The organism is Sporolactobacillus sp. BBK16-2 (genome assembly GCF_059878335.1).
In genome coordinates, this window is record NZ_CM187611.1 from 1,968,693 (window position 1) to 1,994,911 (window position 26,219).

Annotated in this window: 29 protein-coding genes; 3 read left to right on the forward strand and 26 right to left on the reverse strand. The window is 43.1% G+C overall.

Annotated features, from left to right (window positions below):
* Positions 1–66: 66 nt before the first annotated feature.
* From AC6F33_RS09845 to AC6F33_RS09945, 21 genes are all read right to left on the reverse strand, one after another.
* Positions 67–897, reverse strand: coding sequence for a TlyA family RNA methyltransferase (locus tag AC6F33_RS09845; RefSeq protein ID WP_255749570.1), 831 nt, complete (start codon positions 895–897; stop codon positions 67–69).
* Positions 894–2,810, reverse strand: a complete 1,917-nt coding sequence (gene dxs, locus AC6F33_RS09850) for a 1-deoxy-D-xylulose-5-phosphate synthase (protein WP_480948286.1) — start codon at positions 2,808–2,810, stop codon at positions 894–896. The genes AC6F33_RS09845 and dxs overlap by 4 nt, the downstream gene beginning before the upstream one ends.
* Before the next feature lie 5 nt (positions 2,811–2,815).
* Positions 2,816–3,442 carry a hypothetical protein gene (locus tag AC6F33_RS09855; protein WP_255749572.1) on the reverse strand — a complete coding sequence of 209 codons (627 nt, stop codon included), beginning with the start codon at positions 3,440–3,442 and terminating at the stop codon, positions 2,816–2,818.
* Positions 3,443–4,167: 725 nt separating this feature from the next.
* Positions 4,168–5,052 carry a polyprenyl synthetase family protein gene (locus AC6F33_RS09860; RefSeq protein WP_255749573.1) on the reverse strand — a complete coding sequence of 295 codons (885 nt, stop codon included), beginning with the start codon at positions 5,050–5,052 and terminating at the stop codon, positions 4,168–4,170.
* Positions 5,049–5,303, reverse strand: coding sequence for an exodeoxyribonuclease VII small subunit (gene xseB / locus AC6F33_RS09865; RefSeq protein WP_480952857.1), 255 nt, complete (start codon positions 5,301–5,303; stop codon positions 5,049–5,051). The genes AC6F33_RS09860 and xseB overlap by 4 nt, the downstream gene beginning before the upstream one ends.
* The gene (gene xseA / locus AC6F33_RS09870; RefSeq protein ID WP_255749575.1) at positions 5,296–6,651 is read right to left on the reverse strand and encodes an exodeoxyribonuclease VII large subunit; all 1,356 of its coding nucleotides are present in this window, start codon (positions 6,649–6,651) and stop codon (positions 5,296–5,298) included. Before xseA ends, xseB begins: the two co-directional genes overlap by 8 nt.
* On the reverse strand, positions 6,651–7,517 hold the full coding sequence (folD, locus tag AC6F33_RS09875) for a bifunctional methylenetetrahydrofolate dehydrogenase/methenyltetrahydrofolate cyclohydrolase FolD (RefSeq protein ID WP_480948288.1): 867 nt from the start codon (positions 7,515–7,517) through the stop codon (positions 6,651–6,653). The genes xseA and folD overlap by 1 nt, the downstream gene beginning before the upstream one ends.
* A gap of 20 nt (positions 7,518–7,537) precedes the next feature.
* Complete coding sequence (gene nusB / locus AC6F33_RS09880; protein WP_255749577.1) at positions 7,538–7,942, reverse strand: transcription antitermination factor NusB; 405 nt, start codon at positions 7,940–7,942, stop codon at positions 7,538–7,540.
* Between the two features lie 127 nt (positions 7,943–8,069).
* Positions 8,070–8,477, reverse strand: a complete 408-nt coding sequence (locus AC6F33_RS09885; protein WP_255749578.1) for an Asp23/Gls24 family envelope stress response protein — start codon at positions 8,475–8,477, stop codon at positions 8,070–8,072.
* A gap of 19 nt (positions 8,478–8,496) precedes the next feature.
* Positions 8,497–9,849 carry an acetyl-CoA carboxylase biotin carboxylase subunit gene (accC, locus tag AC6F33_RS09890; RefSeq protein WP_255749579.1) on the reverse strand — a complete coding sequence of 451 codons (1,353 nt, stop codon included), beginning with the start codon at positions 9,847–9,849 and terminating at the stop codon, positions 8,497–8,499.
* 14 nt (positions 9,850–9,863) lie between these two features.
* Positions 9,864–10,349: an acetyl-CoA carboxylase biotin carboxyl carrier protein gene (accB, locus tag AC6F33_RS09895; protein WP_255749580.1), complete on the reverse strand. Its 486-nt coding sequence runs from the start codon at positions 10,347–10,349 to the stop codon at positions 9,864–9,866.
* Between the two features lie 265 nt (positions 10,350–10,614).
* The gene (locus AC6F33_RS09900) at positions 10,615–11,148 is read right to left on the reverse strand and encodes a SpoIIIAH-like family protein (RefSeq protein WP_500777043.1); all 534 of its coding nucleotides are present in this window, start codon (positions 11,146–11,148) and stop codon (positions 10,615–10,617) included.
* Between the two features lie 13 nt (positions 11,149–11,161).
* Positions 11,162–11,824, reverse strand: coding sequence for a stage III sporulation protein AG (gene spoIIIAG / locus AC6F33_RS09905; RefSeq protein WP_480948289.1), 663 nt, complete (start codon positions 11,822–11,824; stop codon positions 11,162–11,164).
* Positions 11,821–12,462, reverse strand: a complete 642-nt coding sequence (spoIIIAF, locus tag AC6F33_RS09910) for a stage III sporulation protein AF (RefSeq protein ID WP_480948290.1) — start codon at positions 12,460–12,462, stop codon at positions 11,821–11,823. Before spoIIIAF ends, spoIIIAG begins: the two co-directional genes overlap by 4 nt.
* A gap of 11 nt (positions 12,463–12,473) precedes the next feature.
* Positions 12,474–13,628: a stage III sporulation protein AE gene (gene spoIIIAE / locus AC6F33_RS09915; protein ID WP_370646186.1), complete on the reverse strand. Its 1,155-nt coding sequence runs from the start codon at positions 13,626–13,628 to the stop codon at positions 12,474–12,476.
* A 46-nt stretch (positions 13,629–13,674) separates the two neighbouring features.
* On the reverse strand, positions 13,675–14,076 hold the full coding sequence (spoIIIAD, locus tag AC6F33_RS09920) for a stage III sporulation protein AD (protein WP_255749585.1): 402 nt from the start codon (positions 14,074–14,076) through the stop codon (positions 13,675–13,677).
* 14 nt (positions 14,077–14,090) lie between these two features.
* Positions 14,091–14,294 carry a stage III sporulation protein AC gene (gene spoIIIAC / locus AC6F33_RS09925; protein ID WP_023511026.1) on the reverse strand — a complete coding sequence of 68 codons (204 nt, stop codon included), beginning with the start codon at positions 14,292–14,294 and terminating at the stop codon, positions 14,091–14,093.
* A gap of 43 nt (positions 14,295–14,337) precedes the next feature.
* The gene (gene spoIIIAB, locus AC6F33_RS09930; RefSeq protein WP_255749592.1) at positions 14,338–14,850 is read right to left on the reverse strand and encodes a stage III sporulation protein SpoIIIAB; all 513 of its coding nucleotides are present in this window, start codon (positions 14,848–14,850) and stop codon (positions 14,338–14,340) included.
* A complete protein-coding gene (gene spoIIIAA / locus AC6F33_RS09935; RefSeq protein ID WP_370646185.1) occupies positions 14,850–15,803 on the reverse strand; it encodes a stage III sporulation protein AA in 954 nt (317 codons plus the stop codon). Before spoIIIAA ends, spoIIIAB begins: the two co-directional genes overlap by 1 nt.
* 275 nt (positions 15,804–16,078) lie before the next feature.
* Complete coding sequence (efp, locus tag AC6F33_RS09940; protein ID WP_255749587.1) at positions 16,079–16,636, reverse strand: elongation factor P; 558 nt, start codon at positions 16,634–16,636, stop codon at positions 16,079–16,081.
* A gap of 229 nt (positions 16,637–16,865) precedes the next feature.
* On the reverse strand, positions 16,866–17,372 hold the full coding sequence (locus AC6F33_RS09945; protein ID WP_255749588.1) for a YqhR family membrane protein: 507 nt from the start codon (positions 17,370–17,372) through the stop codon (positions 16,866–16,868).
* A 227-nt stretch (positions 17,373–17,599) separates the two neighbouring features.
* On the opposite strand from AC6F33_RS09945, the gene AC6F33_RS09950 reads away from it, so the two are divergent.
* Together AC6F33_RS09950 and AC6F33_RS09955 are read left to right on the forward strand one after the other, a co-directional pair.
* A complete protein-coding gene (locus tag AC6F33_RS09950; protein WP_255749589.1) occupies positions 17,600–18,550 on the forward strand; it encodes a DUF1385 domain-containing protein in 951 nt (316 codons plus the stop codon).
* A 21-nt stretch (positions 18,551–18,571) separates the two neighbouring features.
* The gene (locus AC6F33_RS09955; protein WP_255749590.1) at positions 18,572–18,979 is read left to right on the forward strand and encodes a hypothetical protein; all 408 of its coding nucleotides are present in this window, start codon (positions 18,572–18,574) and stop codon (positions 18,977–18,979) included.
* 78 nt (positions 18,980–19,057) lie between these two features.
* Here AC6F33_RS09955 and AC6F33_RS09960 read toward each other — a convergent pair whose 3' ends face one another.
* From AC6F33_RS09960 to mntR, 3 genes are all read right to left on the reverse strand, one after another.
* Entirely contained in the window at positions 19,058–19,945 is an 888-nt protein-coding gene (locus AC6F33_RS09960) for a patatin-like phospholipase family protein (RefSeq protein WP_500777044.1), read from the reverse strand.
* Positions 19,946–20,335: 390 nt separating this feature from the next.
* Positions 20,336–21,664: a group II intron reverse transcriptase/maturase gene (ltrA, locus tag AC6F33_RS09965; RefSeq protein ID WP_255749773.1), complete on the reverse strand. Its 1,329-nt coding sequence runs from the start codon at positions 21,662–21,664 to the stop codon at positions 20,336–20,338.
* Positions 21,665–22,317: 653 nt separating this feature from the next.
* Positions 22,318–22,746 carry a transcriptional regulator MntR gene (gene mntR / locus AC6F33_RS09970; RefSeq protein ID WP_255749348.1) on the reverse strand — a complete coding sequence of 143 codons (429 nt, stop codon included), beginning with the start codon at positions 22,744–22,746 and terminating at the stop codon, positions 22,318–22,320.
* Positions 22,747–22,939: 193 nt separating this feature from the next.
* Between mntR and AC6F33_RS09975 the strand changes: the two genes are divergently transcribed.
* Entirely contained in the window at positions 22,940–23,317 is a 378-nt protein-coding gene (locus tag AC6F33_RS09975; RefSeq protein WP_255749349.1) for a rhodanese-like domain-containing protein, read from the forward strand.
* A gap of 79 nt (positions 23,318–23,396) precedes the next feature.
* Here AC6F33_RS09975 and gcvPB read toward each other — a convergent pair whose 3' ends face one another.
* Both gcvPB and gcvPA read right to left on the reverse strand, forming a co-directional pair.
* On the reverse strand, positions 23,397–24,860 hold the full coding sequence (gcvPB, locus tag AC6F33_RS09980; protein WP_480948294.1) for an aminomethyl-transferring glycine dehydrogenase subunit GcvPB: 1,464 nt from the start codon (positions 24,858–24,860) through the stop codon (positions 23,397–23,399).
* Positions 24,853–26,208, reverse strand: coding sequence for an aminomethyl-transferring glycine dehydrogenase subunit GcvPA (gcvPA, locus tag AC6F33_RS09985; RefSeq protein ID WP_500777045.1), 1,356 nt, complete (start codon positions 26,206–26,208; stop codon positions 24,853–24,855). Before gcvPA ends, gcvPB begins: the two co-directional genes overlap by 8 nt.
* Between the last annotated feature and the right edge of the window lie 11 nt (positions 26,209–26,219).

Below are 26,219 nucleotides of genomic sequence, written 5' to 3' on the forward strand. Positions count from 1 at the left end.
CAATATATTAGCGTAAAATTTTGGAGATCATATAAAAAAGATAACAAAGCATACCCATTATCAGGTTTATGCCTTATTATCTTTGTGGTTAAAATTCTGGTGAGCCAAGCGGACAACTTCCTCGGGCGATTCCTGCAGCAAATTGACAGCTTGCCCTTTATTCGAGCGGAGATGGGCCAAAAATTCTATATTTCCATCTCCTCCTGTAATTGGCGAATAACTGAGGTCAAGCAGTGAAAAGCCGCAATCGAGTGCGAATTGAAGGATCTCATTCACAACCGATAAATGCACTTTCGGATCATGGACAATCCCTTTTTTTCCAACCTCATCTCTCCCCGCCTCAAATTGCGGTTTGATCAGTGCAACGACTTCTCCATTTTGCTTCAAAATATCGACTAATGGAGGCAGAATTTTTTTCAACGAGATAAATGATACATCAATCGATGCGAATTCCGGAAGACCTTCTTGAAAATTTTCAGGAGTGCAATAACGAAAATTTGTTTTTTCCATAACAATAACACGCGGATCACTGCGTAATTTCCAAGCTAATTGATTATATCCGACATCAAGTGCATAGACTTTTTTTGCACCATTTTGGAGTGCACAGTCTGTGAAACCGCCTGTTGATGCCCCGATGTCGAGCATTAGAACTCCATTGAGATCCAAATCAAACACCTTAAGCGCTTTTTCAAGTTTCAGTCCGCCGCGCCCAACATATGGAAGCGGATTACCTTTAATGTTTAACTCAAGTGTACTGTCAACTTTGCTGCCCGGTTTATCAATTCGCAAATCGCCGTGATAAACCATGCCTGCCATAACTGCTCGTTGTGCCTTCTCCCGCGATTCAAACAATCCTTTTTTAACAAGAAGGACGTCGATCCGTTCCCGATCTTTCATGAAGTAATGACCTTCCTAATTCTATTTGTTCTCGTCTGATCCTTTATTATTTGTTTCACTCGAATGCTGATCTGCTCACTGGTTAACCCTAGTTCGTGTAATAATTCGTTAACGCTGCCATGCTCAACAAAACAATCATCAATGCCCATTCGTTCAATGACTAAATCGTAAAAGCCTTGATCATGGAAATATTCCAATATGCTTGAACCGAATCCTCCGGCAAGTATGCCTTCCTCAACAGTTAAAATCGGTCCGCCATTCTCAGCAAGCTCAGACAGCATCTGAGTGTCAAGCGGCTTTATAAACCGCGCATTTACAACTTGTACTTGAATACCATCCGCCTCAAGCTGCTTAGCTGCAGTTAATGCCGTCTGCAGCATCGGTCCGAACGCCAGCACTGTTGCGTCGCACCCGTTGCGCATTATTTCCCAAGTACCGATTGGAATCTCATGTAAAGGTTCGTTCATCGCGACCCCAATACCGTTTCCTCGTGGGTAACGAAGAGCAATTGGCCCTTGATTATAGTTCATTGCCGTGTAAACCATGTTTCTCAGTTCATTCTCATCCTTGCCCATCATAATGGTTAAATTAGGCAAGCTGCGCAAAAAGCCGATATCAAAAATACCTTGATGCGTTTCTCCATCAGCGCCGACCAAGCCGGCACGATCCACAGCAATCACAACATTCAAGTCTTGCCTGCAAATATCATGTAAAATCTGATCATAGGCACGTTGCATAAATGTTGAGTAGATAGCTAATACAGGTTTCATTTTCTGTGTTGCTAAGCCGGCAGCAAAAGTTGCCGCATGCTGCTCGGCGATGCCTACATCAAACAACCGATCAGGGAATTCTTTACCAAAGCCCTCAAGTTTCGAGCCGACAACCATAGCGGGAGAAATAACAACAATTCGTTCATCTGCACGGGCAAGCTCCTGCAAGGTGTCATTGACGACCTTGCTGTACGCCGGAGCTTCCGCAATCGGTTTGATAAATGCTCCCGATTCTATTTTATATGGGCCGGTCCCATGCCATGTGCCGATTTCGTCTAATTCTGCAGGCTTGTAGCCTTTGCCCTTTTGGGTCAAAACATGAATAATGACCGGACCTTTTTTCTTTCTTGCATAGTTGAAACTATCCATGAGTGCATTCAAATTATGTCCGTCAACCGGACCGAGATAAGTAATCCCCAATTCTTCAAAGAACACTCCGGATACGAGCAAATATTTCAGCCGATCTTTTAAACGCTCAGCAACAGAAGCAATCTTGCCGCCAAACGCGGGAATCTTCTTCATAAGATACTCAAGATCTTCTTTCGCCTTATTATATTTATTCGCCGAGCGAATCCGATTCAGCATGTTATGAAGTGCACCGACATTAGGTGCTATCGACATCTCATTATCGTTCAGAATAATGATCATATTCCTGTTCTGATGTCCAATATCGTTCAGCGCCTCAAGCGCCATCCCGCCTGTTAATGCACCGTCGCCAATAACTGCAACGACTTCAAAGTTTTCGTGTTTCAGGTCGCGCGCAACCGCCATGCCAAGTGCAGCAGAAAGAGATGTCGAACTATGTCCTGCTTCCCAAACATCATGCTCACTCTCACTGCGTTTTGGAAATCCGCACAGACCTTTATATTGTCTTAGCGAGTCAAAACGGTCTCCTCTTCCTGTTAAGATCTTATGCACATAGGATTGGTGGCCGACGTCCCAAACTAATTTATCTTTTGGACTGTTAAATACTTTATGAAGTGCAAGCGTTAACTCAACCACGCCAAGATTCGGCGCAAGATGTCCTCCGGTTTTTGACAGCTTTTTGATAAGAAAAGAGCGAATATCGCCGGCGAGATCGTTCATCTGATTGACGGACATTTTTTTAAGAAGTTTTGGATTCTTAATTTTTGAAACATCCATGAATGTCACACATCCTTTTTTGCCGATTTTCTCTTCTTGCTCTTTTTTTTCTTCGTATCAAGAATCATAAGTATCGGAATATGCAGATGATCTTCAGCAAAATACATGACATATCCGACTTTATAAATGATTTTCGTTGAATTTTTAATTGCAAATCCCTTGCCCAGTGCCTTCACAAAAACAGTCAGAGCTGCGACACAACTTGTCACGATCACGGATATGACATATTCAACAACCCCGCTTTTATTGTAAACGAGCAGCGCCATCATTTCTACTACAACGACTGACGCAGCTGTACCGCTGATTATTGCACTTGCATCGCCAATAACATCGGTGCAAAATGTATTAACACGGTCAGCATTTTTTGTCAGCCAAACCGAATATTTTGCACCTTTCATCCCCTTTGATGCTATTGCATGAAAAGGTGCTTCGCTGGAAGCTGTAGAAGCAACACCGATTATATCAAAAAAGAGAGCAATAAGAATAATGACAAGAACGACAATAGTTCCACTAATTACGTTGGCATTACTGAGTACCGCAGTTGATACAATTGAAAAAATAGCCGCTAGCACAAACGTGATAACAGCTAAAGGCACCGCCCATTTTAATGCTTTTTTAAGCTCGTTTTTCATGAGTATTCCATCCTCATTCAATCGATCGCAGAACGGACGTTTCACATCCTTAAAAAATATCTTATTTCTATTTGGTCTGAATTATGTAGCGAGGTCATTTGAAAAGTAAACATTGCGGCTTAGGTCCAGTAGGTTTTCCCGCCGAGTTACCTGTTGTTGCCAAGCAGGCAGTTTCCTATTAAAACTCGGCCGATGTCGTCGCCGCGCACCGAACTGGAACGCCACTCAGACCGCACTATAATCCTTTTCAAATGCTGCAGATTTGCAGACAGTCTAGGAGATTTCCTCAAGCACTCTTGAAACTTTACTCTAGCCTCTTTTGCAGAATTGATTTCAGGAAGGCGCCCCTTCTCGTACCGGCCAAGTAGTTCAAAGTTATGCGCCGACCATCCCCTCTTTCCCACTCAAGGCAGGCTACGCTGTTCGCTTTACGAAACAGGTTTTCCACATAGTCATTGCCATTTCAAGCAAACAACGTACGTGTCTCCACGGGCGCAGGGTCTTCGCCCACATGCCGTTGCGGATCGCCCTACGCCCTTTACTCCCAGCACGAGCCCAAAGCTGGGCGCCTTAAGCCGGTACCAGGAACTTCATCGATGTGCCCTTTGACGGATTTTTAGCCCCGTCTTCAAGTAAAGTAGAGTGACTAGAATACTGCACCATCAATTTATTACGCTTAAGTTTATCATAAATTCGACATTGGCTCAAACATTGTCGTATTGATGTCAATAGGTACGATGAAGCAAATAGCTTGCAAGATCGGAAAGCAAACCATTCTTGAGCTCTATTTCTCTTAATTCAGCAAGTGAAGCATTTACTTCATGCTCGAGCTTTTCCTTAGCACCATTCATACCGAGAAGGCTGACATATGTGTTTTTATGGTTGGCGACATCACTGCCAATCGGCTTCCCAAGCGCTTTTTCATCACCAATAATATCAAGAATGTCATCGCCGATCTGAAAGGCGAGTCCAAGGTGTTCCGAATAGCGGATGAGTGCCTGTTTTTCCGATTCGTTAACTTTTGCAATCACAGCTGCGGCTTCTACCGGAAAACGTATGAGTTGTCCTGTTTTTCTTCTGTGAATGGACATGAGTTCATTTAGATTAAGCTTTTTATCCTCTGCTTCGAGATCGTCTTCCTGACCGCCAACCATTCCTTCAGGTCCGGCAGCCTTTGCAAGCAGATAAACAAGCATATTTTTTGTCTTTTCATCAATAATTTGATCGTTTGCGATCAATTGAAAGGCTGCGGTTAATAAACCGTCACCGGCTAAAATGGCTGTCCCTTCACCAAAAGCACAATGATTTGTCGGCTTCCCGCGCCGCAGATCATCATCATCCATTGCCGGGAGATCATCATGAATTAATGAATAGGTATGTATCATTTCCAAACCAAGTGCAGTACTTAAGCCAGTCTCTTCTGCTTTTCCCAATGAATGCAAGGTAGCAAAGAGCAATATTGGACGAATTCTTTTTCCCCCTGCTCCTAATGAATAGAGCATCGATTGTTCCAATTTCGGAGTAATGACCGCATTTTGAAAAAGCATGGGAAGCTGTGCTTCAAACCATGCCTTTTTATCCGCCATATAAGTCTTCAGCAACTTAGTCATTGTTCGTCATCTCCCTGGACCGAGAATGGTTTTGTTTCGCCATTCGGTCCTATGAGCTGATCCATCTTTTTTTCGACCGTTTCAAGCTTATCATGACACAGCTTTGAAAGTGCCATACCTTCTTGAAAAAGCCCGATCGCCTTTTCAAGAGGCACATCATTTTCTTCCAATTGCTTCACAATTTGTTCCAGTTGGTCCATTGCTTCCTCAAATACAGGTTCTTTTTGATTGTTATTCATTGAATCACACATGTTCATCCGCCTCCTCAATACCCCAAACCTGGCAGTCTATTTTTCCATCGTGCAGCTTAAGATTAAACATATCGCCAGGTGCAACCTCACGCACCGACTTGATTAATTGCTCTTTTTCATTAAAGGCAAGTCCATAACCTCGGCTCATGATCTTAAGCGGGCTTAAACCATTCAGGTGAGTAACGAGCTTATCAAAACGAGCTTCCCGCTCTTTACAAAAGATCTTAAGAGCCCGTATTAATTGCTGTTGCTGATCAGCTAAGGAACGTTTTGCTCTCGTGACTAGCTGCTGCGGTCCGCTCTGACCTAATAAGCGGTCAATCATCGCAATCCGTTCGCGTTTTCGAAGAAGCTGCGCATTTGCCGCATTATTCAACCGTTCAACCAGTCTGTCGCACTCTTGCTCCTTTTGCAGAATAAGCTGTCCCGGATAGCGAAATGCGTATGACTGCTGCATACGATGCAGACGCAGCTTTTCTTCACGAAGCTTGCCGGTTATCGCCTGCACTAATCGTGTAGACGATTGATCGATTCTCCGCTCCAAATCAACGCGATTCGGAACCGCAAATTCACCTGCTGCCGTAGGTGTAGGTGCACGTTTATCAGCGACAAAGTCGGCAATGGTAAAATCCGTTTCATGCCCGACTGCAGAAATGATCGGAATCCGCGATTTGAAAATTGCTTCGGCAACGATCTCCTCATTGAATGCCCACAGATCTTCAATTGATCCGCCGCCGCGGCCGACAATCAGTACATCAAGATCAAGCATTTGATTTGCCTGATTAATAGCCGACGCTATTGAAGGAGCAGCTTCTGCGCCTTGAACGAGTACAGGAAATACGGTAATCCTTGCTGCGGGAAACCTTCGCTTAATCGTTGTGAATAAATCACGAATAGCAGCTCCGGTCGTTGAGGTAATAATGCCCACTTCATATGGAACTTCAGGGATGAGCTTCTTTAATGAAGGATCGAACATCCCATTCTCCTGAAGCTTTTTTTTCAACGCCTCATAGGCAAGATAAAGCTTGCCCAATCCATCTTGCTCCATATCGCGAATATAAATTTGATATTCCCCATAAGGTTCGTAAAGAGCAACAGAACCTTGAATGAGAACCTTCATGCCGTCTTGCGGTTCAAAGGTTAGTTGACGCGCATTACCTGCAAACATGACTGCGCGTATTCTTGAATTCTTGTCTTTAATTGTTAAATAAAGATGACCCCGAGAGTGTCGTTTAAAATTTGATATCTCACCGCGCAACCAAATATTTTGCAGATTTCCATCGGTCTCCATTAATTGTTTTATATATCGAGTCAGCTTGGTAACGCTAATATATCGATCATTTTCCATTATTGCTTACCCGCCTTTTCATGTTGACGCATTGCAGCAATTAATGTATTTTCGAGGAGCATCACTCGGGTCATCGGTCCGACACCGCCGGGAACCGGTGTGATGTAATCTGCTTTTTCCTTTACTTCTTCGAATGCTACGTCACCGACAAGCCTTCCGGAAGCGCTGCGATTCATACCGACATCAATAACAATTGCACCCGGCTTAATATCATTGGCGTGAATAAGTGCTTCGCTTCCCGCTGCGGCAACCAAGATGTCTGCCTGCTTCGTATACTTTGAAAGAGGCTTTGTCTTTGAATGACAAACCGTAACCGTTGCATCAAGATTTAGGAAAAGAAGAGCGGCAGGCTTCCCGACTATATTGCTTCGACCGACAATAACGACATGTTTCCCGGATATCGGCACATCAATTGCTTTTAGCATTTCAATAATTCCAGCTGGTGTACACGAAACAAAGCCTTCCTGTTTCGTCACCAGTCTGCCGACATTGATCGGATGAAAACCGTCAACATCTTTTTCAGGACTGATCGCTTGAATGACTTTTTGCTCGGAAATATGATCAGGAAGCGGCAATTGGACTAAAAGTCCATGTATCTTGTCATTCGCATTAAGTATTTCTATCTGCTCAAGCACTTGCTTTTCCGATACCGTTACGTCAAATTGAATTAATTCAGAATAAATGCCAACCTCTTTGCAGTCGCGAATTTTGCCTTTAACATAGGAAATGGATGCAGGGTCTTCTCCCACAAGAATAACAGCTAGTCCGGGGACATATCCTTGTTGTTTCATCGACTCAATTTGAGATTTCATCGCTTGTCTTTTTTTAGTAGCGATCAATTTCCCATCAATTCGTTGTGCACCCATCAGTCAACCATCCTTTTGCATTATAGACTTTTCGTTTCAATTTCCTTGGAAATACCTGATAAAACGCCGTTCACGAACTTTCTTGTTTGTTCATCGCTATAAATTTTGCATAACTCAATCGCTTCATTTACGGAGACGGTGATCGGTATATCATCAAAATAGAGAATTTCGCATACCGCAATTCGTAAAATTGTTTTATCGATATTCCCTATGCGATCCAGTGACCAGTTTTGCAAATGTTTGCTGATCAGTTGGTCTATATCCTCTTCATTTTTCAAGGTTTGATCCAATAAACGATCGACAAATGAATCAATTGGTTTTCCGCTGTCATTGACAGCTTCGAGCGCCATCGCTCGATCCGTCTTACTGAGCGTCATCTGGAATAAGGCCTGGAGCGCCATTTTACGTGCTTCTCTTCGGTTCATTACTGACTTCCTTTCAATTTCATACTCTCATTAATATTAACTTAACAAAACATATTATGTTGTCGCTGATTCCATTCGTTCACAAGACATGTAAAGAAGCAAAGGGAAAGCTTCTACCCTTTGCTTCTTAATCAATCTCGGAACCGGTCTTTTCTTTGTGGTCAAAACGGACACCCACAACATGAATGTTAATTTCGTGAACATCAAGCGCAGTCATCCGTTTCAGCGTCTGTACGATGTTGTCCTGTACCTTCTCAGCAACATCAGGAATGGAGACACCGTAGTTCATCGTCAATTGAACATCAATAGTTATGCCGTCATCGGTCAAGTCGACTTTAACGCCTTTTCGATAATTGCGTCCGCTCAGTTTCTCGACCATTCCTGAAGCAAAATTACCATGTAAATCACTGACACCGACTATTTCAACAGCGGCAAGACTTGCAATGACCTCAATGACCTCAGGAGAAATCTCGATTCTGCCTAGATCCTCTTGTTGTTCCTCAACTTCTATTGTGCGATTTTCGTTTTCGGGCATGAATGTCACACCTCCATAATTAGCTTTGTTCGTTAAGCGGGTACTTTTTCAAAAATTTAGTATTGAAGGCTCCACTTTCAAAAACCGGATGCTGCAACAATTGCAGATGGAAGGGAATCGTTGTTTTAATTCCTTCAATCACATATTCTCCAAGTGCACGTCGCATAATTGCGATTGCATCCTCTCTTGTCTTTCCATACGCAATGACCTTCGATACCATTGAATCATAATATGGCGGAATAAAATAGCCTTGATATACTGCTGAGTCCACGCGCACTCCGGGTCCTCCGGGAGCAAGGTAGGTTTCCACGCGTCCGCAAGACGGCATGAAATTCTTTTCAGAGTCTTCAGCGTTGATACGGCATTCAATTGCGTGACCATTCAGGTGAATATCATCTTGTTTTACCGATAAGGGTTCACCTGAAGCAATCCGAATTTGTTCCTTCACAAGATCCAAACCAGTTACCGCTTCCGTGACGCCATGCTCCACCTGTATTCTCGTATTCATTTCCATGAAGTAAAAAGAGCCGTTTGGTTCATAAATAAATTCAATCGTACCGGCACTACGGTAGTGAACGGCACGAGCAGCACGAACAGCAGCCATTCCCATCTCCTGACGTTTTGCTTCATTAAGTGCGGGTGACGGTGATTCCTCCAGCAATTTTTGCAGACGCCTTTGGATGGTACAATCACGTTCGCCCAAATGGATTACATTCCCCTGGGTGTCAGCAAGTACCTGGATTTCCACATGACGAAAATCCTCAATATATTTTTCAATATAAACTCCTGAGTTGCCGAAGGAAGTGTCCGCTTCTTGCTGTGTAATGGTAATGCCATGCCGTAATTCTTTTTCATTCTGGGCGACACGGATACCTTTTCCACCGCCGCCGGCTGTTGCTTTAATCAGGACCGGATAACCAATATCATTGGCGATCTTCACTCCGTCCTCAACGCTGCTGATAACCCCATTTGAACCTGGAACAACAGGTACCCCGGCATTTTTCATGGTTTGTTTGGCAATATCCTTGATGCCCATTTTACTGATTGCTTCAGAGGAAGGGCCAATGAACAAAAGGTTGCACTCCTCGCACATCTCAGCAAAGTCAGCATTTTCGGAAAGAAAGCCATAGCCGGGATGAACAGCGTCGCAGCCTGTCAGCATCGCAACACTGATCATGTTCGTATAGCTCAGATAACTGTCCTTAGGCGCATTCGGTCCGATGCAATAGGCTTCGTCAGCCAACTGGACATGAAGTGCCTCCTTATCGGCTTGCGAATAAATTGCGACCGTTTCTACGTTTAATTCTTTACATGCGCGGATAATTCTAACCGCGATCTCTCCTCTATTGGCAACTAAAACTTTTTTTATCATGAATAATAAACTCCTTAATCTTCCTTGACCAGAAATAATGGCTGACCGTATTCAACAAGTTGTCCGTCCTCCGCAAGAACGTCAACAATTGTTCCGCTGCATTCCGCTTCAATCTCATTGAAGAGTTTCATTGCTTCAACAATGCAGACGACTGTTTTCTTGTCTACTTTTGAACCCTTTTTAACAAAAGCGCCTGAATCCGGAGATGAAGAAGAGTAAAAGGTTCCGACCATCGGAGCCGTAATTTTATGCAGTGATGAATCATCCGTTGTCTCATCTGCTGTTGTATTTTCTGCTGGCGCACTCGCAGCAGCTTCCGGCTGAACTGCAGCAGGCTGTATATTTGCGATCTGTGGCACAGCTTGAAGGACTGCCTTTCCTGCGAATGCTTCGGCCTTTTTCAAGGTGATCTTTGCATCCTCTGCTTCAAATTTCAACTCGCTGATTGAAGATGAATCCATCTCCTTTATTAATGCTTTAATGTCTTCAATACTTAACAAATCCAGCACTCCTTTGTCCCGTACCTTTGTTCTCAATTATAGCATATCATCCATATCATTCCTGTTTCAATGACTGAACTCAAGGTAATTTGTTTGGGAAATGTATTTTTATTTTACTCATTTTCCGGAAATGATAGCCATTAAGTCCTACGAAGAACTTGTATAAAATGTTCCGGATCGCACAAAAAAACTGTCGCAGGAAATTGCAACAGTTTCTATTCTACCTAATTTTGTTCAAAAAATCTTCAATAATTTGATTTTCTTTTTACTTCTCATTAAGGGCATAGGTGACACTCACTACTCTGCCTGTGCCTAGATATTCATTAGCTAGTTGAATAAGCTGATTTGCTTGTTTATCTGTTAATTTTTTTGAATCCACAAAAATTTGCACTTGGCTTCCACTCGTTTTTACCACACTGTTTTTAAATCCTTTTGATTGAACAACATCTTCAAGCATCGTTTCATTATCTGCCAATGTTTTCAGATTCGCCATGGCGTCGTATGCCGAGCTCACTTCTTTTGCTGAGCTGTTTTTAGATGCAATCACATTTTCGTACTTTTTTTCTAATTGTGCACGTTCATCATTTTTACTCAATTCTATATCTGCCAATTTTGTCGCTGCAGCAGTAGCGGTTACTGTTTTTCCTGTTTTCACATCGGCTGTGGCAGGCTTGGCCTTTTCGGCGGCAGATTGCGCATCTTGACCAGAGATGTTCCCTGGTGCGGACAACGCGTACACCGATAATACAACGATTAAACTTAGCATAGTCAGTAGCCAAACAGTTTGTTTCTTGATCATGTTTACTGCCCCCTCATTCATTTTTCTCCAACACTTTTACCTTGTAAGAAGGAATGTCCAATACAGTTGCAACTGCATCCATAATTTGCACCTTGACAGTAGGTTGCTGCGCACCTTGAGCAACAACGATGACGCCGCGGACAGTCGGTTGTTCTTTACCAATAACTACAGGAATTTTACTGCCATTTTGATCAATCATAACCACCTCCGTATCCTCATCCCGCTGACTGACCACACGTTTTCCACCTTTTTGATCCGTCTCACTCGTTTGATTGTCCTGTGTCTTGATATTGTTTTGATAGATTTTTTTTTCTGTTGAAGAGAAGTTCACCATGACGGACACATTTGATACGCCGCGAATCTGTTCTAATATATTTTTTAGATTTTGATTCACATAGGTTTCATATTTTTCAATTGATGTCATAGAACCTTGCTGGCTGCTTGTCTTAATGTTCGAAAGCGTCTTTGATTCCTTCGTGCTGAACGCCTGTTTGACTTCATGTTTTTGACTTGTCTGACTTCCTGAGAAATAGTGATTAGCCGCTAAAAGTGCCATGCCGACCAGTGCGAGCATGGTCAATTTTATAAAAGCTCCTTTTGTATTTTTAACAGGCTTCCCGTCTGTATCCTTTCCACCAAGGAACAAACGGGCTATACGCTCAATCCATCTTTTCAAGGGCTTTTCTTCCCTCCTTCACGATTTACTTTGATGAGGCTCTGACTGAGTTCCCATCGTTTGGCAAGGAAGGAGCGGACGCTTTTCACCTCATTGGATTCATGTACCTTGTTTTTTTCAGATTCGTTTTTTCCTAAGTCGATGGATACATTTTTAACGGGTTGAATGGTCCGAATTCCGGATTCTTGACTACGATGGTTTTGTTCCGATTTCCCGATGGTGACTGTAACCTTACCCAATGACAGTTCTTGTCCAACAACTTTTTGGCCAGATAATGCAATATCTGTGATCTGCAATCCGTATTTCTCATTCAACTCCTCCTTTACTTGATTTTTCATACGGACAGCCACTTGTTCTTGAATATATGCGGCTTGTGCCTTTTGTATTTCATTTTTTTGACGAGCTGTCTCACTTTTTATCGATGAATCATTTTGCTCTGATTTAAGACCTTGGAGAAGGCTGCTCGGATCCACTTGAAATAAACGAATGACCGGATCCATAAGTGCAACAATGAGTACAAGTCCAATGACAAATTTGATATATTTTTGAAAGACTCCCGACGGAACAAGTAATTCGAGAATTACAGCGAAAAGGACAATCAAAACTATTTCCGATACCCAGTTAATGAGATAACTCACAATTGCGCCTCCTATCGCACCATCAGCGAGAGATTTCCTGAAGCAACAATGATCGTAATCGCAAGAAAGAACATGAGGGAGACAACAGCGAGCGATGCAAATAAGTAAAAGACGCTTTTCGCCATGATAACCAAACAGTCAATAACGGGACCGCCGCCGAGCGGCTGCAGAACTGCTGCTGCTAAATTATAAATAAAGGCAAGCGACAATATTTTTAAAAGTGGAAAAATGGTAATACAAATTAGGATCAACAATCCTGCAATACCGATTGTATTCTTGAGCAGTACTGATGCGCCCATCACTGTGTCGGCAGCTTCTGTAAACATCCTGCCGACAACCGGAATAAAATTTCCCGTGAAAAATTTGGCGGATTTCACCATTAATCCATCAGATATGGAGGTTGCCGCACCTTGAACCGATATAACGCCTAGAAATATGGCAAAAAAGCCTGCCAAAGTAAAGAGCGCCACATTTTTGAACAATTCACTCAACCTTGTGAGCTTATAGTGATCCGACAAAGTGCTCACAATCGCGAGCAGCGCAGACATAACAAGCAGCGGGAGGACAAACGATGAAATCAGCCAACCGGACGCATTCACAAGAAAAATGATGAGCGGGTGAAAAAAAGCGACCGATGCAAGCCCGCCGGTTGCGGCGGTTAAGGCAAAGATGAGCGGAATGAGTGCGACCAGAAATTGACTCATCGCGTTCACTGTGTCAGTCGTATAACCTATAGCAAGTCGGAAACTGTTAAGAAGCAAGATTATCAGAACCAATGTAACAACAAGATAGGCAACCTTTGAGACCGCTTTATGTTCAAACGCTGATTGAATGGTTTGCAACAATGTGGAGAAAACGGTAAGCAGAATTAATGTACCAAGCAATTTACTGCTTACCACAAGCTCATGCAGAAAATAGTCCACAATGCCATCAATGAGCTTCTTAAAAAAACTTTGCTTGTTTGAATGCACAAAGTCTTTAAAATTAGGCTCCGTTTCTGGCAAGAACCCCCCATAATCGGTTACAACCTTATCCCAGTATTCTTCGATCTGACTTGTATCAATTTTATCCATCTGCTGATCTGACCATTTATTAATAACTTGATTGGGTTGGTCGGCATATGCAGGCTTGTCCGCACAAAGCACGAGAAAAAAGGCAGTCACCATGATAAAAAGAATATAACCACCTCTCTTTTTCACGACAAGTGACAACTCAACCACCCCCCATTTGCGGCATTAGATGCATAACCGTATCGACAATAGCCGTCAATATTGGGATCGCCATGACAAGAATAATCAGTTTACCGGCTAATTCAATTTTACCTGCAATCGAATTTTGTCCAGCATCTTTGGCGATTTGCGCGCCGAATTCGGAAATATAAGCAATCCCAATAATCTTTAGTATTGTGGCTACATAAACATTATTCAGGTGTGCGTTTTGCGCCATATTGTTCAACATATCCATGACTAGACGGATCTGATCAACCATCATAAGCAGAATAAATACACCGGCGACAAGCGATACGATTAACGCAAATGCTTGATTTTTTTCTTTTAAAATGAGTGCAAGAAAGGTGACAGCCAGTCCCAAGCCGACGATCTGAAGAATATCCATTGGCCAGTTCCTCTCTACATATAGAGAAATACTTGACGTATTTTTTCAAAAAGATCATCAATGAGTGTCGCAGCCATGTAGAGAATGACGATAAATCCAATTAGAGTGACCCATTGCGCCCAATCATCTTTGCCCATCTGCTTCAAAACCGTTTGAATCATGGCAACGATAATACCGATACCTGCTATCTGAAAGATTGTATTCACATCCAGTGACACCGGGAACTCCCTCCTCTCCCCTCGACCAATAACAAAATCATATTTATATGAATAAGAGAATAACCAGTACGCCTGTTAAAAAGCCCAAACTCCGCATCATCTTTTCATTTGATTTTTGAGACTGACGCGCATCCGATTCCTCACGCTCTAAATGTGCTAAAGCAAGTTGAATATGTTTCTTTTGGTTTTCCGCGTCCTCAGTTCCAAGTGTCGTGCCAAATTGAAGAATAATTTCTTTTTCCGGAATCTTCATAGCTGTTCTCGGCCAAAATTGTTCCACCGAATTGAGCCAAGCTTCCTGCAGCGGCAGACCTTTTTTGCGGAGCTGAGTGCTCAATAATGTAAAGAAATAGTTCAACGGAGATGGTATCTGCTTGGAAAGATCTTCAGCTAATTGATCAACCGGAACACGCCCATAAATGATTTCTGCTTCAATGGACTGAAGTGCGGAACGCCATTGTCTAATTTCTCTTGGCCGGTCTCGGAATCGTCTGGCAAGAATCAATCCGGCTGCGGTAGACGCAAATAAGATAAAAAGTGATCCGATAATTTTCATCACTGCCAGACCCCCTCTGTTGCAGACATTTTTCGCCCGAGTTGATCAAGGATCGTTAACCGACACCCCGCTTGATTTGAATAACTTCTACGGGATAAAACAACAAAACGATCAAATAGTTTGGCGTCGATTAACGGCCGAATGGACGGCCGCTGGGTCAACTGATCAAATGTGAATCCGTGAGCAGTAGCCATAACGGTCACACCGGCATTTAGCGCCTCAAACAGAGCTGCTGTATCCTCTAATCCGCCGATTTCATCCACAATGAGCACTTCCGGACTCATTGATCGAATCATCATCATCATTCCTTCGGCCTTTGGACATGCATCCATCACATCGGTACGTGCCCCCAACCGATTCTGGGGAACTCCGTTCACGCAACCTGCAATTTCAGAGCGTTCATCAACAATGGCGGTCTTACGAGAAACAATATAGCGTTCCGCAATGCCTTCACTTACAAGACGAGCTAAGTCTCTGAGCATCGTTGTTTTACCCGTCTGAGGTGCTCCGATTAACAGCGTATTAAACCAGCGTCGACGATTGTAAAGAAAAGGAACCAACGGAAGTGCGGCACCAATCTTTTGTTTGGCAAGTCGAATATTAAAAAAGGTTACATCACGCAAGCGCAGCACATGGCCACGCTCCGTGATCACGCGTCCGGCCAATCCGATTCGATGCCCACCTTGAATGGTTACGTAGCCCCGTTTCAGTTCCTCTTCAAGTGTGTACAATGAGTATTTTCCTATTTTCTGAAGCAGTTCCCGTGCCTGCTCCCTGCTGAAAATCGGCATCCTTGAATTGTCGCTTGGCAGCCATTGATTTCCGGATACGATTAACTCTAATGGCCGACCCGTGCGGCAGCGTATTTCCTCAAGCATACTGCGTTCTTTTTCAGGCATCCGAAGAATGATTTGCTGGAATGGTTCAGGGAGGTAGGGCAGAATCTCGTTCAATAGAATCACCTCGGATAAAGACTGCTGAACAGTTCTTTAGTTCTTCTCAAAATATATGCCGGCTTGTACACAATATGCTTGCTTCAATGCGGATTGATAAGAACATTACAAGGAAAATATGCAATGACTCGATTTGGGAAATATAGAAAATGTGGATGTAAGATAAAGGAATTTACTGTTCTTAGAGCAGCAGCTGCTTATTGACAAACATTTTGAGCATATAAAAAAACAGCTTCCGAAGAAGCTGTTTGCTATTGAATATTTATCTAAGTTAGTTATGCTCGGGAAACATAGAGTCCTGAGCGAGTGTCAATGACTAGTTTGTCCCCTTCGTTAACAAAGAATGGAACGCTGACAACGTACCCTGTTTCAAGTGTTGCCGGTTTCGATCCGCCGGACGCTGTATCACCTTTAATACCTGGTTCCGTCGCTGTTACTTCGAGCTCAACGGTGTTAGGAAGTGCAACGCCAAGCGTTTCACCTTGATAGGATTGAATGTTGCATTCCATGTTTTCTTTTAGGAAATTCAGTTGTTCTGTGATTTGACTTGCGTCCAAATCAAGCTGTTCATACGTTTCCATATCCATAAATGTATAGGTAGAACCACTGGAATAGAGGTATTGCATTTTACGATTTTCAATTCTCGCCGGATTCACTTTTTCGCCGCCGCGGAATGTTTTTTCCTGAATCGCTCCTGTACGGAGGTTTCTTAATTTCGAACGCACAAATGCAGCACCTTTACCCGGCTTTACATGCTGGAATTCGATAACAGAGAGGATATCTCCGTCTACCTCAATCGTCAGACCTGTTTTAAAATCATTTACAGAAATCATAAGCTTCCTCCTTTAAATGCGCCGCTTGTTGCTATGGGGACCGTCCCCGTCACTCATTTTAAATAATGGAAAACAATGTCTGAAAACGCTCATGCCCACACCCATGAAAAAAGCATTCATTCCCCTGTTCGGGAAATAATGCATCGAAAAGCGCTCTAACAAGGATATTCCCGCTCGCATCGATGAACGGTGCGCAGACAAAATTCACTTTAGCCATTTTACCACAGCATCACTGATTTGAATAGTTGCTTCCCTTTGAATTTTCTTCAAAATCAAAAGAAATAGAGTAGCCGATAAATAATCCATACAGTGCATACAAGCAAAGTGTCGTTATCAATGTGTTCATATCCAATCTTGTCACAAACGGTAAGCCGTTAAGGAATGGGCGGAATAGAAAAAAGACGCATCCCCATAAGAAGAGACCAAACCCGATTGAAAACCAAATTGATTTTATTTTGCTAAAGATCAGCATATAAATTAAAGCAGCAAAAATAGAGAGGATACTGCAGCCGGCAATAGCAAGTAATTGACCGCCTATTTCATTTCTCCATCCCCAAAAGGTAAGCGGTGCAAATAATAAGGATGGACCAACTTTGCTGAAGTTTAACAAATGGCAGATGAGCCCCATCCCAGACCAAAATAATCCACCAAACAAGCCGGTGACCGCCGTGCGTCCGATTGATTTTGATAACTGATTTTTTTTCTTTCCCTTTACCGATTTTTTTTGTCTAGCCATGATCGTTCCCCTTTTAAGCCTGATTCATGTGCTTCATTATGCCCATTTCAATATTATTCATATACTAAGTGGTAAAAAAGGTCCATGCTACCGACGGAAATACGCTTCCAACTAGAAAACTATGAATAGATCACGAATACAATCCTAGAGGTTTTAAGTAAATTCGGGTAGAATAAGAATAAGTATAGAGATATTAAATTATTGATGAGAATCGGGCTGATTAGTTAATGGAAAAAATTCTTCCTATATATGGTGGGCAGGCAGTCATTGAAGGTGTGATGATGGGCGGCAAATACACGACAGTTACGGCTGTGCGTCGAAAAGATCAATCAGTCACTTATTTTGAGGCACCAAAAAAAGAATTTCATTCCCTTGCATTTTTCCGAAAGATTCCGGTCCTTCGAGGAATTGTGGCAATTATTGAGGCAAGTGCAATCGGCACAAAGCATCTGAATTATGCTTCTGAAGTCTTCGATGAAGAACCTGGTGCGAAGGTCGAGACAACCGAAGAACCAAAAAAAGGGTTTCATTTAGAAGCCGTAATCGGACTTACCGCAATAGGCATCATTTCATTTCTTTTTGCCAAATTTATTTTCACACTTGTTCCTGCATTCATTGCGAGTTTATTCGAACCGATTATCTCTGGTACCGTTGCTCAAGTACTGCTTGAAGGTTTCTTCAAAATTCTGCTCCTTATCGGCTATGTTTATTTTGTTTCATTAACGCCTATTATGAAAAGGCTGTTTCAATATCACGGAGCTGAGCATAAAGTAATTAATACATTTGAAAGTGGAGATGAACTGACTGTTGTTAATGTGCGCAATCACTCAAGACTTCATTACAGATGCGGTTCAAGCTTTATCCTGTTTACTGCGATAATCAGTATCTTTCTTTACTTTTTTGTTCCGACAGAACCGTTATGGCTCAGACTTGTTTATCGAATAGCGCTAATCCCTCTTGACCTTGGGCTCGCCTATGAAATTCTTAGACTTACAAATAAAGTGCGTCACATACCTGTGTTAAAATGGCTCGGCTATCCAGGGCTGTGGGTTCAGTTGCTAACAACAAAAGAACCAGATGATGATCAGATTGAAATCGGTATTCATGCCTTTGAAGAGATGCGTCGCAGAGAATCAGTCATTGAAAAACAACAAGCACTCGTGCGGCAGGTGCTTTAAAAAAAACGGAGGTGAGTGTCCGTGAGAACATTTTTCTATTCCTTAACCTTCCTTGTAATTGGGGGTCTCGGACTTTTCGGCCTGCTCTCCATGTTCTTACCTAGTCAAAAAAGCGTGATCGTTACGCAGTTGATTATTATCACGTTAATTATCATTATAGGCTTGTTCTTTTTCAGACGTCTCGCCGAATGGACGGGAAACGGAGATCAGGCACGTTATAATAGAGCTCTGCGTCAGTCACGCAAAAGAAAGAAAACGGCTTCAAACGGTCGCAGGACGCGAAGCATTCATCCTGCGTCAAAATTTAAAGTAATAAAGAACGGGTCCCATTCACTTAAAACACTGACACATCAATCGGCGAAAGATCATGGACATTTAACCGTAATCGAAGGTCGCAAGAATAAGAAGAAGAAAAGACTGCTTTTTTAAATAAGGCTTGAATAATCACATTTTTATTTTTTAAAAGGGACCGGCTGAATTCTGCCGATCCCTTTACTTCAGCTTTTGTTAATAAGACCACTGTTCAAGAAATTTTTGTGCATAATCTGCGCCAATTTTAAACAAACGCTCCCGTTCCTGTTCGGATATTTGAAAATCTTTCGTTTTCACTTTATCCACCGGCAGGCAAATAATATTCGTACCTTTTAATTTTTCAATGACTCGCTCATCATGAGCTTCACGCATCGCTTTAAAAAGGCCACGGAAGAGTTCTGCTGCATTTCGAATCTTTAACGCTTCTTTGAAATCCGAATCTTTGTCTGCGATCTGTAATCCTAAAAATGGTCTGGCAGGCAATTCATCCTCCTTATTGTAAATCCATAATGGAAAATTACTCAAGATGCCCCCGTCAACGATTAGCGACTTTACTCCACTTGCATCATAAAGGGGCACTGGTTCAAAAAAGAACGGCAAACAGCAGCTCATTCTCACAGCATGTGCGACTGAGAAGTGATCCGGATCTAATCCATAATCCTTTAAATCATCGGGAATCACGACAAGCCTTGCTTTCGTAACATCAGAAACAATAATTTTCAATCGGTCTTTAGGTAAATCAGCAAACTCTTCTATTCCCTTGGCCTTGAGAAGACCAGCAATCCAATGTTCAAGGTAATCCCCTTTAAAAAGACCCATCTTGAAATACAGACGAAACCATTTAAATAGTGGAAAGCGCATACGCACTGAAGGCTCAAGTAGTTTATTTGTATCCATTTCGCTCATTATTTTTTTCAAATCTTTAGAAGTGTATCCTGCAGCAATTAATGCTGCGACGATAGAGCCTGCACTTGTACCCGCTGTTCGCTTAAATGTATACCCTGCTTTTTCAAGTACTTGCAGCGCTCCGGCAAATGCAAATCCTTTGACACCTCCACCGGAAAATACAATATCAATAATCACACCGCTCCCCCCTCATTTATCATTAAATGAACATAGCATTAGAAAAACCGGTCACAAGCCCGGTCCCTAATCTCCAGTCATGTGTCATTGGTTTGTGTCTTTACGGTGCTGAATCATCACTTCGGTTGCTCACATCAACTGAGCGCGACCGCGGGCGCACCGCGAGCCTCCTCAGATAAGCAGAAATCTGCAGGGTCTCGCTGGCACGCGATCAACAGGGCCGCACCCGCAGGCATCTCGCACCTCTGCTTTGATTCTCGGCTAAGACACTGGTTTATTCGTTTAAATACGGGGCAAAATATGTCGAGTAGGGCAGTGATTCACATCCTCTGTCCCCCTCACAGAACCGTGCGTGCGCTATTTACGCACACGGCTCTTCTTGTTCATGGTTCACAGAATATAGCTAAGTTCTGGGCGAAGTTGATAGATATTGACCTTGATTCGTGGTTGAGGCAATGGGCATCGTTTTAGAAATTGATTGAACTTTTCCCATGTATAAGATCGTTTTTGGCTTCTTCTGTTTAACCATTTATACAACAGCCGAATCACCTGTAATCGAAACGCATTCACACTTGGAATGTTGTCGGTGACACAATAGTAGTTGTAATAGCCGATCAGCGAGCGCTTGATCCGATCCATGATGGAGTCTATCTCTTTCGTTCGATGAGCTTTAAGCCACTGCCCGTGGGCTTTGAGCTTGGCGCAGACTTTCTTTCGACTGCTTTTTCGTTTTACTCGAAAGTGTCCACTTTTACTCCACCCACAGTAGTGGGTGAACCCCAGGAAGTCAAAGGTCTTTGGCTTCCTGTTTTCAATTCGTCTGGCATTTTCCCAAGCAAAACGTCCAAAAGGAATGATCCTCGCTTTTTCCTCTGCTAGCGTCAAATTAAATTTACCGATTCGCTGCTTGAGTTCACTATAGAATTGCTCCGCTTCCTGTTTGTACTGAAAGCAACAGACAAAGTCATCAGCGTAGCGCACCAAGTAGGCCTGTCCCTGACACTGCTTCTTCACCACTTTCATAAACCATAGATCAATCACATAGTGAAGATAGATGTTGGCTAGAATCGGCGAGATCAGTCCACCTTGCGGCGTCCCTTGTTCGCTTGCGTACCACGTCCCCTTCTCCATGTATCCAGCCTTCAGAAAACGCGCAATGAGTCTGAGTAGACTTGGATCATTAATGCGATGATTTAAGAAACGCATCATCCATTGGTGATCAACATGATCAAAGAAACCTTTGATGTCTACATCAACGATGTAGTTTGTATACCGTTTTTCGATGGAGACATTGAGCACTTTGAGCGCATCATGACAACTTCTATTTGGACGAAAGCCAAAGGAACAGTCAAGAAAATCCTGTTCATAGATGGCATTAAGGATTTTCGCAAGTCCTCGCTGTACAATTTTATCTTCATAAGCCGGAATGCCCAACGGTCTTTTCTTCGTTGAACCCGGCTTATCAATGTACACGCGACGCACCGGAAGCGGCCGATAGCTTTTCTGCTTCAGTCGCATGACTAGGTGGGAGAGGTTATCCGCCACGTTTTCTTGATAGGCAACTTTTGTTACTTGGTCAATGCCTGTTGCTTTGTTGCCTTGTAACTCCCGATGACACTGTCTCAATTCCTCTTCATCCATTAAGTGCGCCAGTGACGTGAACGCCATCCCCGGATTCGCCTTCGCTAATTCTGCTATTCTTACCTGTTTTGTGTTCATCTTTACTGCACCTCCGTGTGTGCCGATGTGTCCCCGATAAGATTCATGAACAAGAGAAACACCTTTCCTCGACTGGCATTACCCAGCGTCATTAGTACTATGTGTTTCCTCCGACTTCCCAGTAGACATTTAGCGTCCTCACATTTGATTGCTTGGTTCACTATACTTTCATTCGAAAGATCCGCTGGGATCTCCCGAGTTGCCGTCCCTTATCAATGCTCAGCGTGCCATGGTCTCAGACCCCGGGGAACCCCCAATCCTCTTACCCTATCGATGATTGGAGTGTTGCCTTCTGGAAGTATAACGCCATCGGCGTTCCCGTTTTCATAAGTTTTCGAGGCTCATTCCCTTCAACCACATGGCTTACGGCCCACTGACTCGCTGTCTACGCTTAAAAACTAACGTTGCCCTTAGTTCTCCAAGACTCGCTACGGATGAGTGGCTAACTCTTTTCCGACGGGATTCTCACCCGCTATAAGGCACGACCTTGCTCGGTCGCTCTATACTTTCTTATCTTGTTAGAAAACTTGGCTTCGCCAAGCTTCTGACGAAGGCGAAGACTTAGTTGTACTTATACTATACTCAGCTGAATTTTAAACTTTCTTATAATATAAAAAAGAGACCGGAAGTTTTATTCTTCCGATCTCTTTTAATTATTCTTCTTCGTCGCTTCGTTCTTTTATTTCAAACAATTGGCTTACTCGTTTCGGGTCTTCTTCAAAGTACTGGACAACATCACCAATTCGGTCAATGGAATCCCAACTGAGATGATGCTCAATCCCCTCAACATCTTTATAGACATTTTCTTCATGAACGCCAATCAGTTTCAGAAAATCCTCCAGCAGTTCATGTCTATATACCAGCCGCTTGCCCATTTTCTTTCCTTTTGGGGTTAAAATAAATCCACGGTATTTTTCATAAATTAAGTACTGGTCTTTGTCTAATTTTTGCACCATTTTCGTAACCGATGACGAGTGAACGTCCAATGCCTCGGCAATATCAGAAACGCGTGCATAGCCTTTATCTTGAATTAACCAGTAAATTCGCTCAATGTAGTCTTCCATACTCGGAGTAGGCGACATCGTGTCTCCCCCTAACAACTTCCCATTTTCACTACCTCATGTTACTATAACAGCGCTTAAAAAACAAGGAAATACCTTTTATTATCAACATAGCCTATTCTGCAATTCAATAATTAAAGCGATTCCAAGCCTTTCATAAAATGGCACAAATCGTTATAATGAGAATTGAAATGAATTAGGAGGACAACGAGTCATGGGCTGGATCTTTTTACTTGCGATGGTTGCCGCATATTTTGGTTATTTTTTTATTGCCAGATATTTGCAGCGGCGCTATCTTACCACACTATCAGAAGTTGATTTTCGGGCAGGTTACCGCAAAGCACAATTGATCGATGTGCGAGAACCCGACGAATTTAAAAACGGTCACATTCTTGGCGCAAGAAACATCCCATTAACACAATTAAAAATGCGCCATACGGAAGTTCGGCATGATATGCCGATCTACCTGTACGACAGCAATGGCACACGCAGCGCTCGCGCGGCTGCAGTTCTGAAACGAATGAAATACACTAATTTGTATCATCTTGACGGCGGATTCAAAAAATGGAACGGGCGAATTAAAAAAGGATAAGACAAGCACTTCATTTGTAGAATTTCATCGCACAAAAAAGCACCTTCTCTGAAGGTGCTTTTTATCATTCATATGACTGTTATTGATTTACATAACGCAGAACCGGATGGCGGGCTGCCTGTGTTTCATCAAGTCTGCCGATCACTGTTTGATGCGGCGCTTCTTGAACGAGTTCAGGTGTGTTTATTGCTTCTTTTGTAATCTCAATCAAATGATCCGCAAACGCATCCAGAGTTTCCTTTGACTCTGTCTCTGTAGGTTCAATCATCAAAGCTTCGTCAACGAGGAGTGGGAAATAAATCGTTGGTGGATAATAGCCAAAATCAAGCAGGCGCTTTGCCATATCAAGCGTACGCACCCCTAACTCCTTCTGTCTGCTTCCCGAGAGCACAAATTCATGCTTACACAGCTGTTTAAAAGGTGTTTCAAAATGATCAGAAAGCCGTTTCAACAAATAGTTTGCATTCAGGACAGCATCTTTGGATACCTGGAACAGCCCTTTGCTGCCCATTGTACGGATGTAGGCATAAGCGCGTACATTAATCCCGAAGTTTCCGTAAAATGCCTTGACACGGCCAATGGATTGCGGTCGGTCATTATCGAATCCAAAGGTACCGTCTTCTTTTTTCACAATCAGCGGCTTAGGCAGAAACGGTTCCAGTTCTGCTTTAACGCCTACAGGACCTGATCCTGGTCCGCCGCCTCCGTGAGGACCGGTAAATGTTTTATGCAAATTAAGATGAACCACATCATAACCCATGTCTCCAGGACGCGTCACACCCATGATGGCGTTCATATTTGCTCCGTCATAATAGACTTTTCCGCCTGCTGCATGAATGATTTCTGCAATTTCCTGAATGTGCGTTTCAAACAGACCTAAAGTATTGGGATTCGTAAGCATCAGCGCGGCAGTTGTTTCATCGGCAACGCGTTTCAAATCCTCCAAATCAACAAGTCCGTTTTCATCAGACTTAACAGTGACAGCATCAAATCCTGCTACAGCTGCTGAAGCAGGGTTCGTTCCGTGAGCAGTATCCGGAACAATGACCTTGGTACGTTTCAGGTCGCCATTCGCTTCATGGAACGCACGAATAATCATCAAACCTGTCCATTCACCATGTGCACCAGCCGCAGGCTGCAACGTGACTGCGTCCATGCCCGTTATTTCTTGTAGGTTTTCTTGGAGACGATAGAGCAGTTCGAGAGCGCCTTGTACTGATTTTTCATCCTGATAAGGATGGATGTGAGTCAATCCGTCCAGGCGGGCAACGACTTCATTAACTTTTGGATTATATTTCATGGTACAGGATCCTAGCGGATAGAAACCATTGTCAACGCCGAAATTTCTACGTGATAAAGCCATATAATGCCGAACTAACTCCAGCTCCGAAACTTCTGGCCAGTTTGGTTCTTTTTCACGTAAATAATCCTTGCCTACCATTTCAGCCAATGGTACTGCTGGAACGTCAAGCACAGGCAGACTGTAAGCAGTTCTTCCTTGTTTGCTTTGCTCGAAAATGAGCGGCTGATTTTGATTATCCACCTATAATCCCTCCTAGCGCTTCTGCAAATTGATCGATTTCACTTTTCGATCGCATCTCAGTGACCGCAACAAGCATTTTATTTTTACATTGAGCATAGGACTTGCCTAAGTCATATCCGCCAATGATCCCTTTTTCCAAGAGCGCATTGTTGACCTCTGACACAGGTTTTCCGCATTCGATGACAAATTCATTGAAATACGAATGGTCAGAACTGACGTTAATACCATTTCCTTTCAATTGCGTTACAGCGTAATGCGCCTTTTGAATGTTCTGTTCAGCCAATTCACGAATTCCTTTCTTACCAAAAGCATTCATGGCGACAGAAGATGCCAAGGCATTTAATGCTTGGTTGGAACAGATGTTGGATGTCGCTTTTTCTCGACGGATATGCTGCTCACGTGCCTGCAACGTCAGAACGTAGCCGCGCTGGCCTTTCTCATCGACTGTTTCGCCAACCAAACGGCCCGGTACTTTACGGATCAATTTCTTAGAAACCGCGAAATAGCCGCAATGCGGTCCGCCAAACGATTCGGATATACCTAGAGTTTGGCAATCACCGACCACAATGTCCGCGTTGAATTCTCCAGGAGGAGTAAGCAAGCCAAGCGACAGTGGATTGCTTGCAACAATGAGTTGAGTTTTCTTCACACCATGAGCAATAGTCTCAATTTCTTTCAGCGGCTCAATCTGTCCAAAGAAATTCGGATACTGTACGATGACACATGCTGTGCTGTCATCAACTGCTGCTTCTAATGCCTGCAAATCCGTACCACCATCTTTTTCAGGAATGGTAACAACGTCTAATCTTCGTCCATGTGCATAGGTCGCCAGAACCTGACGGTATTCAGGATGAACGGTTTCCGATACAACGATCTTTTTGTTGCGTGTTACACCGCTTGAGAGCAGCGCCGCTTCAGCAAGTGAGGTTGAACCGTCATACATCGAAGAGTTTGCAGCCTCCATACCAGTCAATTCACAAATAAGTGTTTGGAATTCAAAAATTGCTTGTAATTCGCCCTGCGACACTTCCGCTTGATAAGGTGTGTACGCCGTATAAAATTCCCCCCGCGAAATAACGCTGTCCACAACGGATGGAATATAGTGGTCATAGATACCGGCGCCTAAAAAAGACGGATAATCACTTGAGCTCACATTTTTCTTTGCAAGTCCTGTAAGAAAGCGAACCAGTTCAGGTTCGGAGAGCTTCGGTTCAAGTTTTAATTCCCCTTTAAAGCGGATCTTTTCCGGTACATCTGAAAATAAATCTTCGTCTGATTGAACGCCAATGACATCAAGCATCTCCCGGCGATCATCCTCCGTTACCGGAAGATAGCGAAACTCTGACATTTGATTTCCTC

Bases quoted from the DNA above. Each gene is read 5' to 3' on its own strand.
- AC6F33_RS09845 (WP_255749570.1), bottom strand. From the start codon at position 897: ATGAAAGATCGGGAACGGATCGACGTCCTTCTTGTTAAAAAAGGATTG.
- dxs (WP_480948286.1), bottom strand. From the start codon at position 2,810: ATGGATGTTTCAAAAATTAAGAATCCAAAACTTCTTAAAAAAATGTCC.
- AC6F33_RS09855 (WP_255749572.1), bottom strand. From the start codon at position 3,442: ATGAAAAACGAGCTTAAAAAAGCATTAAAATGGGCGGTGCCTTTAGCT.
- AC6F33_RS09860 (WP_255749573.1), bottom strand. From the start codon at position 5,052: ATGACTAAGTTGCTGAAGACTTATATGGCGGATAAAAAGGCATGGTTT.
- xseB (WP_480952857.1), bottom strand. From the start codon at position 5,303: ATGTGTGATTCAATGAATAACAATCAAAAAGAACCTGTATTTGAGGAA.
- xseA (WP_255749575.1), bottom strand. From the start codon at position 6,651: ATGGAAAATGATCGATATATTAGCGTTACCAAGCTGACTCGATATATA.
- folD (WP_480948288.1), bottom strand. From the start codon at position 7,517: ATGGGTGCACAACGAATTGATGGGAAATTGATCGCTACTAAAAAAAGA.
- nusB (WP_255749577.1), bottom strand. From the start codon at position 7,942: ATGAACCGAAGAGAAGCACGTAAAATGGCGCTCCAGGCCTTATTCCAG.
- AC6F33_RS09885 (WP_255749578.1), bottom strand. From the start codon at position 8,477: ATGCCCGAAAACGAAAATCGCACAATAGAAGTTGAGGAACAACAAGAG.
- accC (WP_255749579.1), bottom strand. From the start codon at position 9,849: ATGATAAAAAAAGTTTTAGTTGCCAATAGAGGAGAGATCGCGGTTAGA.
- AC6F33_RS09900 (WP_500777043.1), bottom strand. From the start codon at position 11,148: ATGATCAAGAAACAAACTGTTTGGCTACTGACTATGCTAAGTTTAATC.
- spoIIIAE (WP_370646186.1), bottom strand. From the start codon at position 13,628: ATGGTGACTGCCTTTTTTCTCGTGCTTTGTGCGGACAAGCCTGCATAT.
- spoIIIAD (WP_255749585.1), bottom strand. From the start codon at position 14,076: ATGGATATTCTTCAGATCGTCGGCTTGGGACTGGCTGTCACCTTTCTT.
- spoIIIAB (WP_255749592.1), bottom strand. From the start codon at position 14,850: ATGAAAATTATCGGATCACTTTTTATCTTATTTGCGTCTACCGCAGCC.
- efp (WP_255749587.1), bottom strand. From the start codon at position 16,636: ATGATTTCTGTAAATGATTTTAAAACAGGTCTGACGATTGAGGTAGAC.
- AC6F33_RS09945 (WP_255749588.1), bottom strand. From the start codon at position 17,372: ATGGCTAGACAAAAAAAATCGGTAAAGGGAAAGAAAAAAAATCAGTTA.
- AC6F33_RS09950 (WP_255749589.1), top strand. From the start codon at position 17,600: ATGGAAAAAATTCTTCCTATATATGGTGGGCAGGCAGTCATTGAAGGT.
- ltrA (WP_255749773.1), bottom strand. From the start codon at position 21,664: ATGAACACAAAACAGGTAAGAATAGCAGAATTAGCGAAGGCGAATCCG.
- mntR (WP_255749348.1), bottom strand. From the start codon at position 22,746: ATGTCGCCTACTCCGAGTATGGAAGACTACATTGAGCGAATTTACTGG.
- AC6F33_RS09975 (WP_255749349.1), top strand. From the start codon at position 22,940: ATGGGCTGGATCTTTTTACTTGCGATGGTTGCCGCATATTTTGGTTAT.
- gcvPA (WP_500777045.1), bottom strand. From the start codon at position 26,208: ATGTCAGAGTTTCGCTATCTTCCGGTAACGGAGGATGATCGCCGGGAG.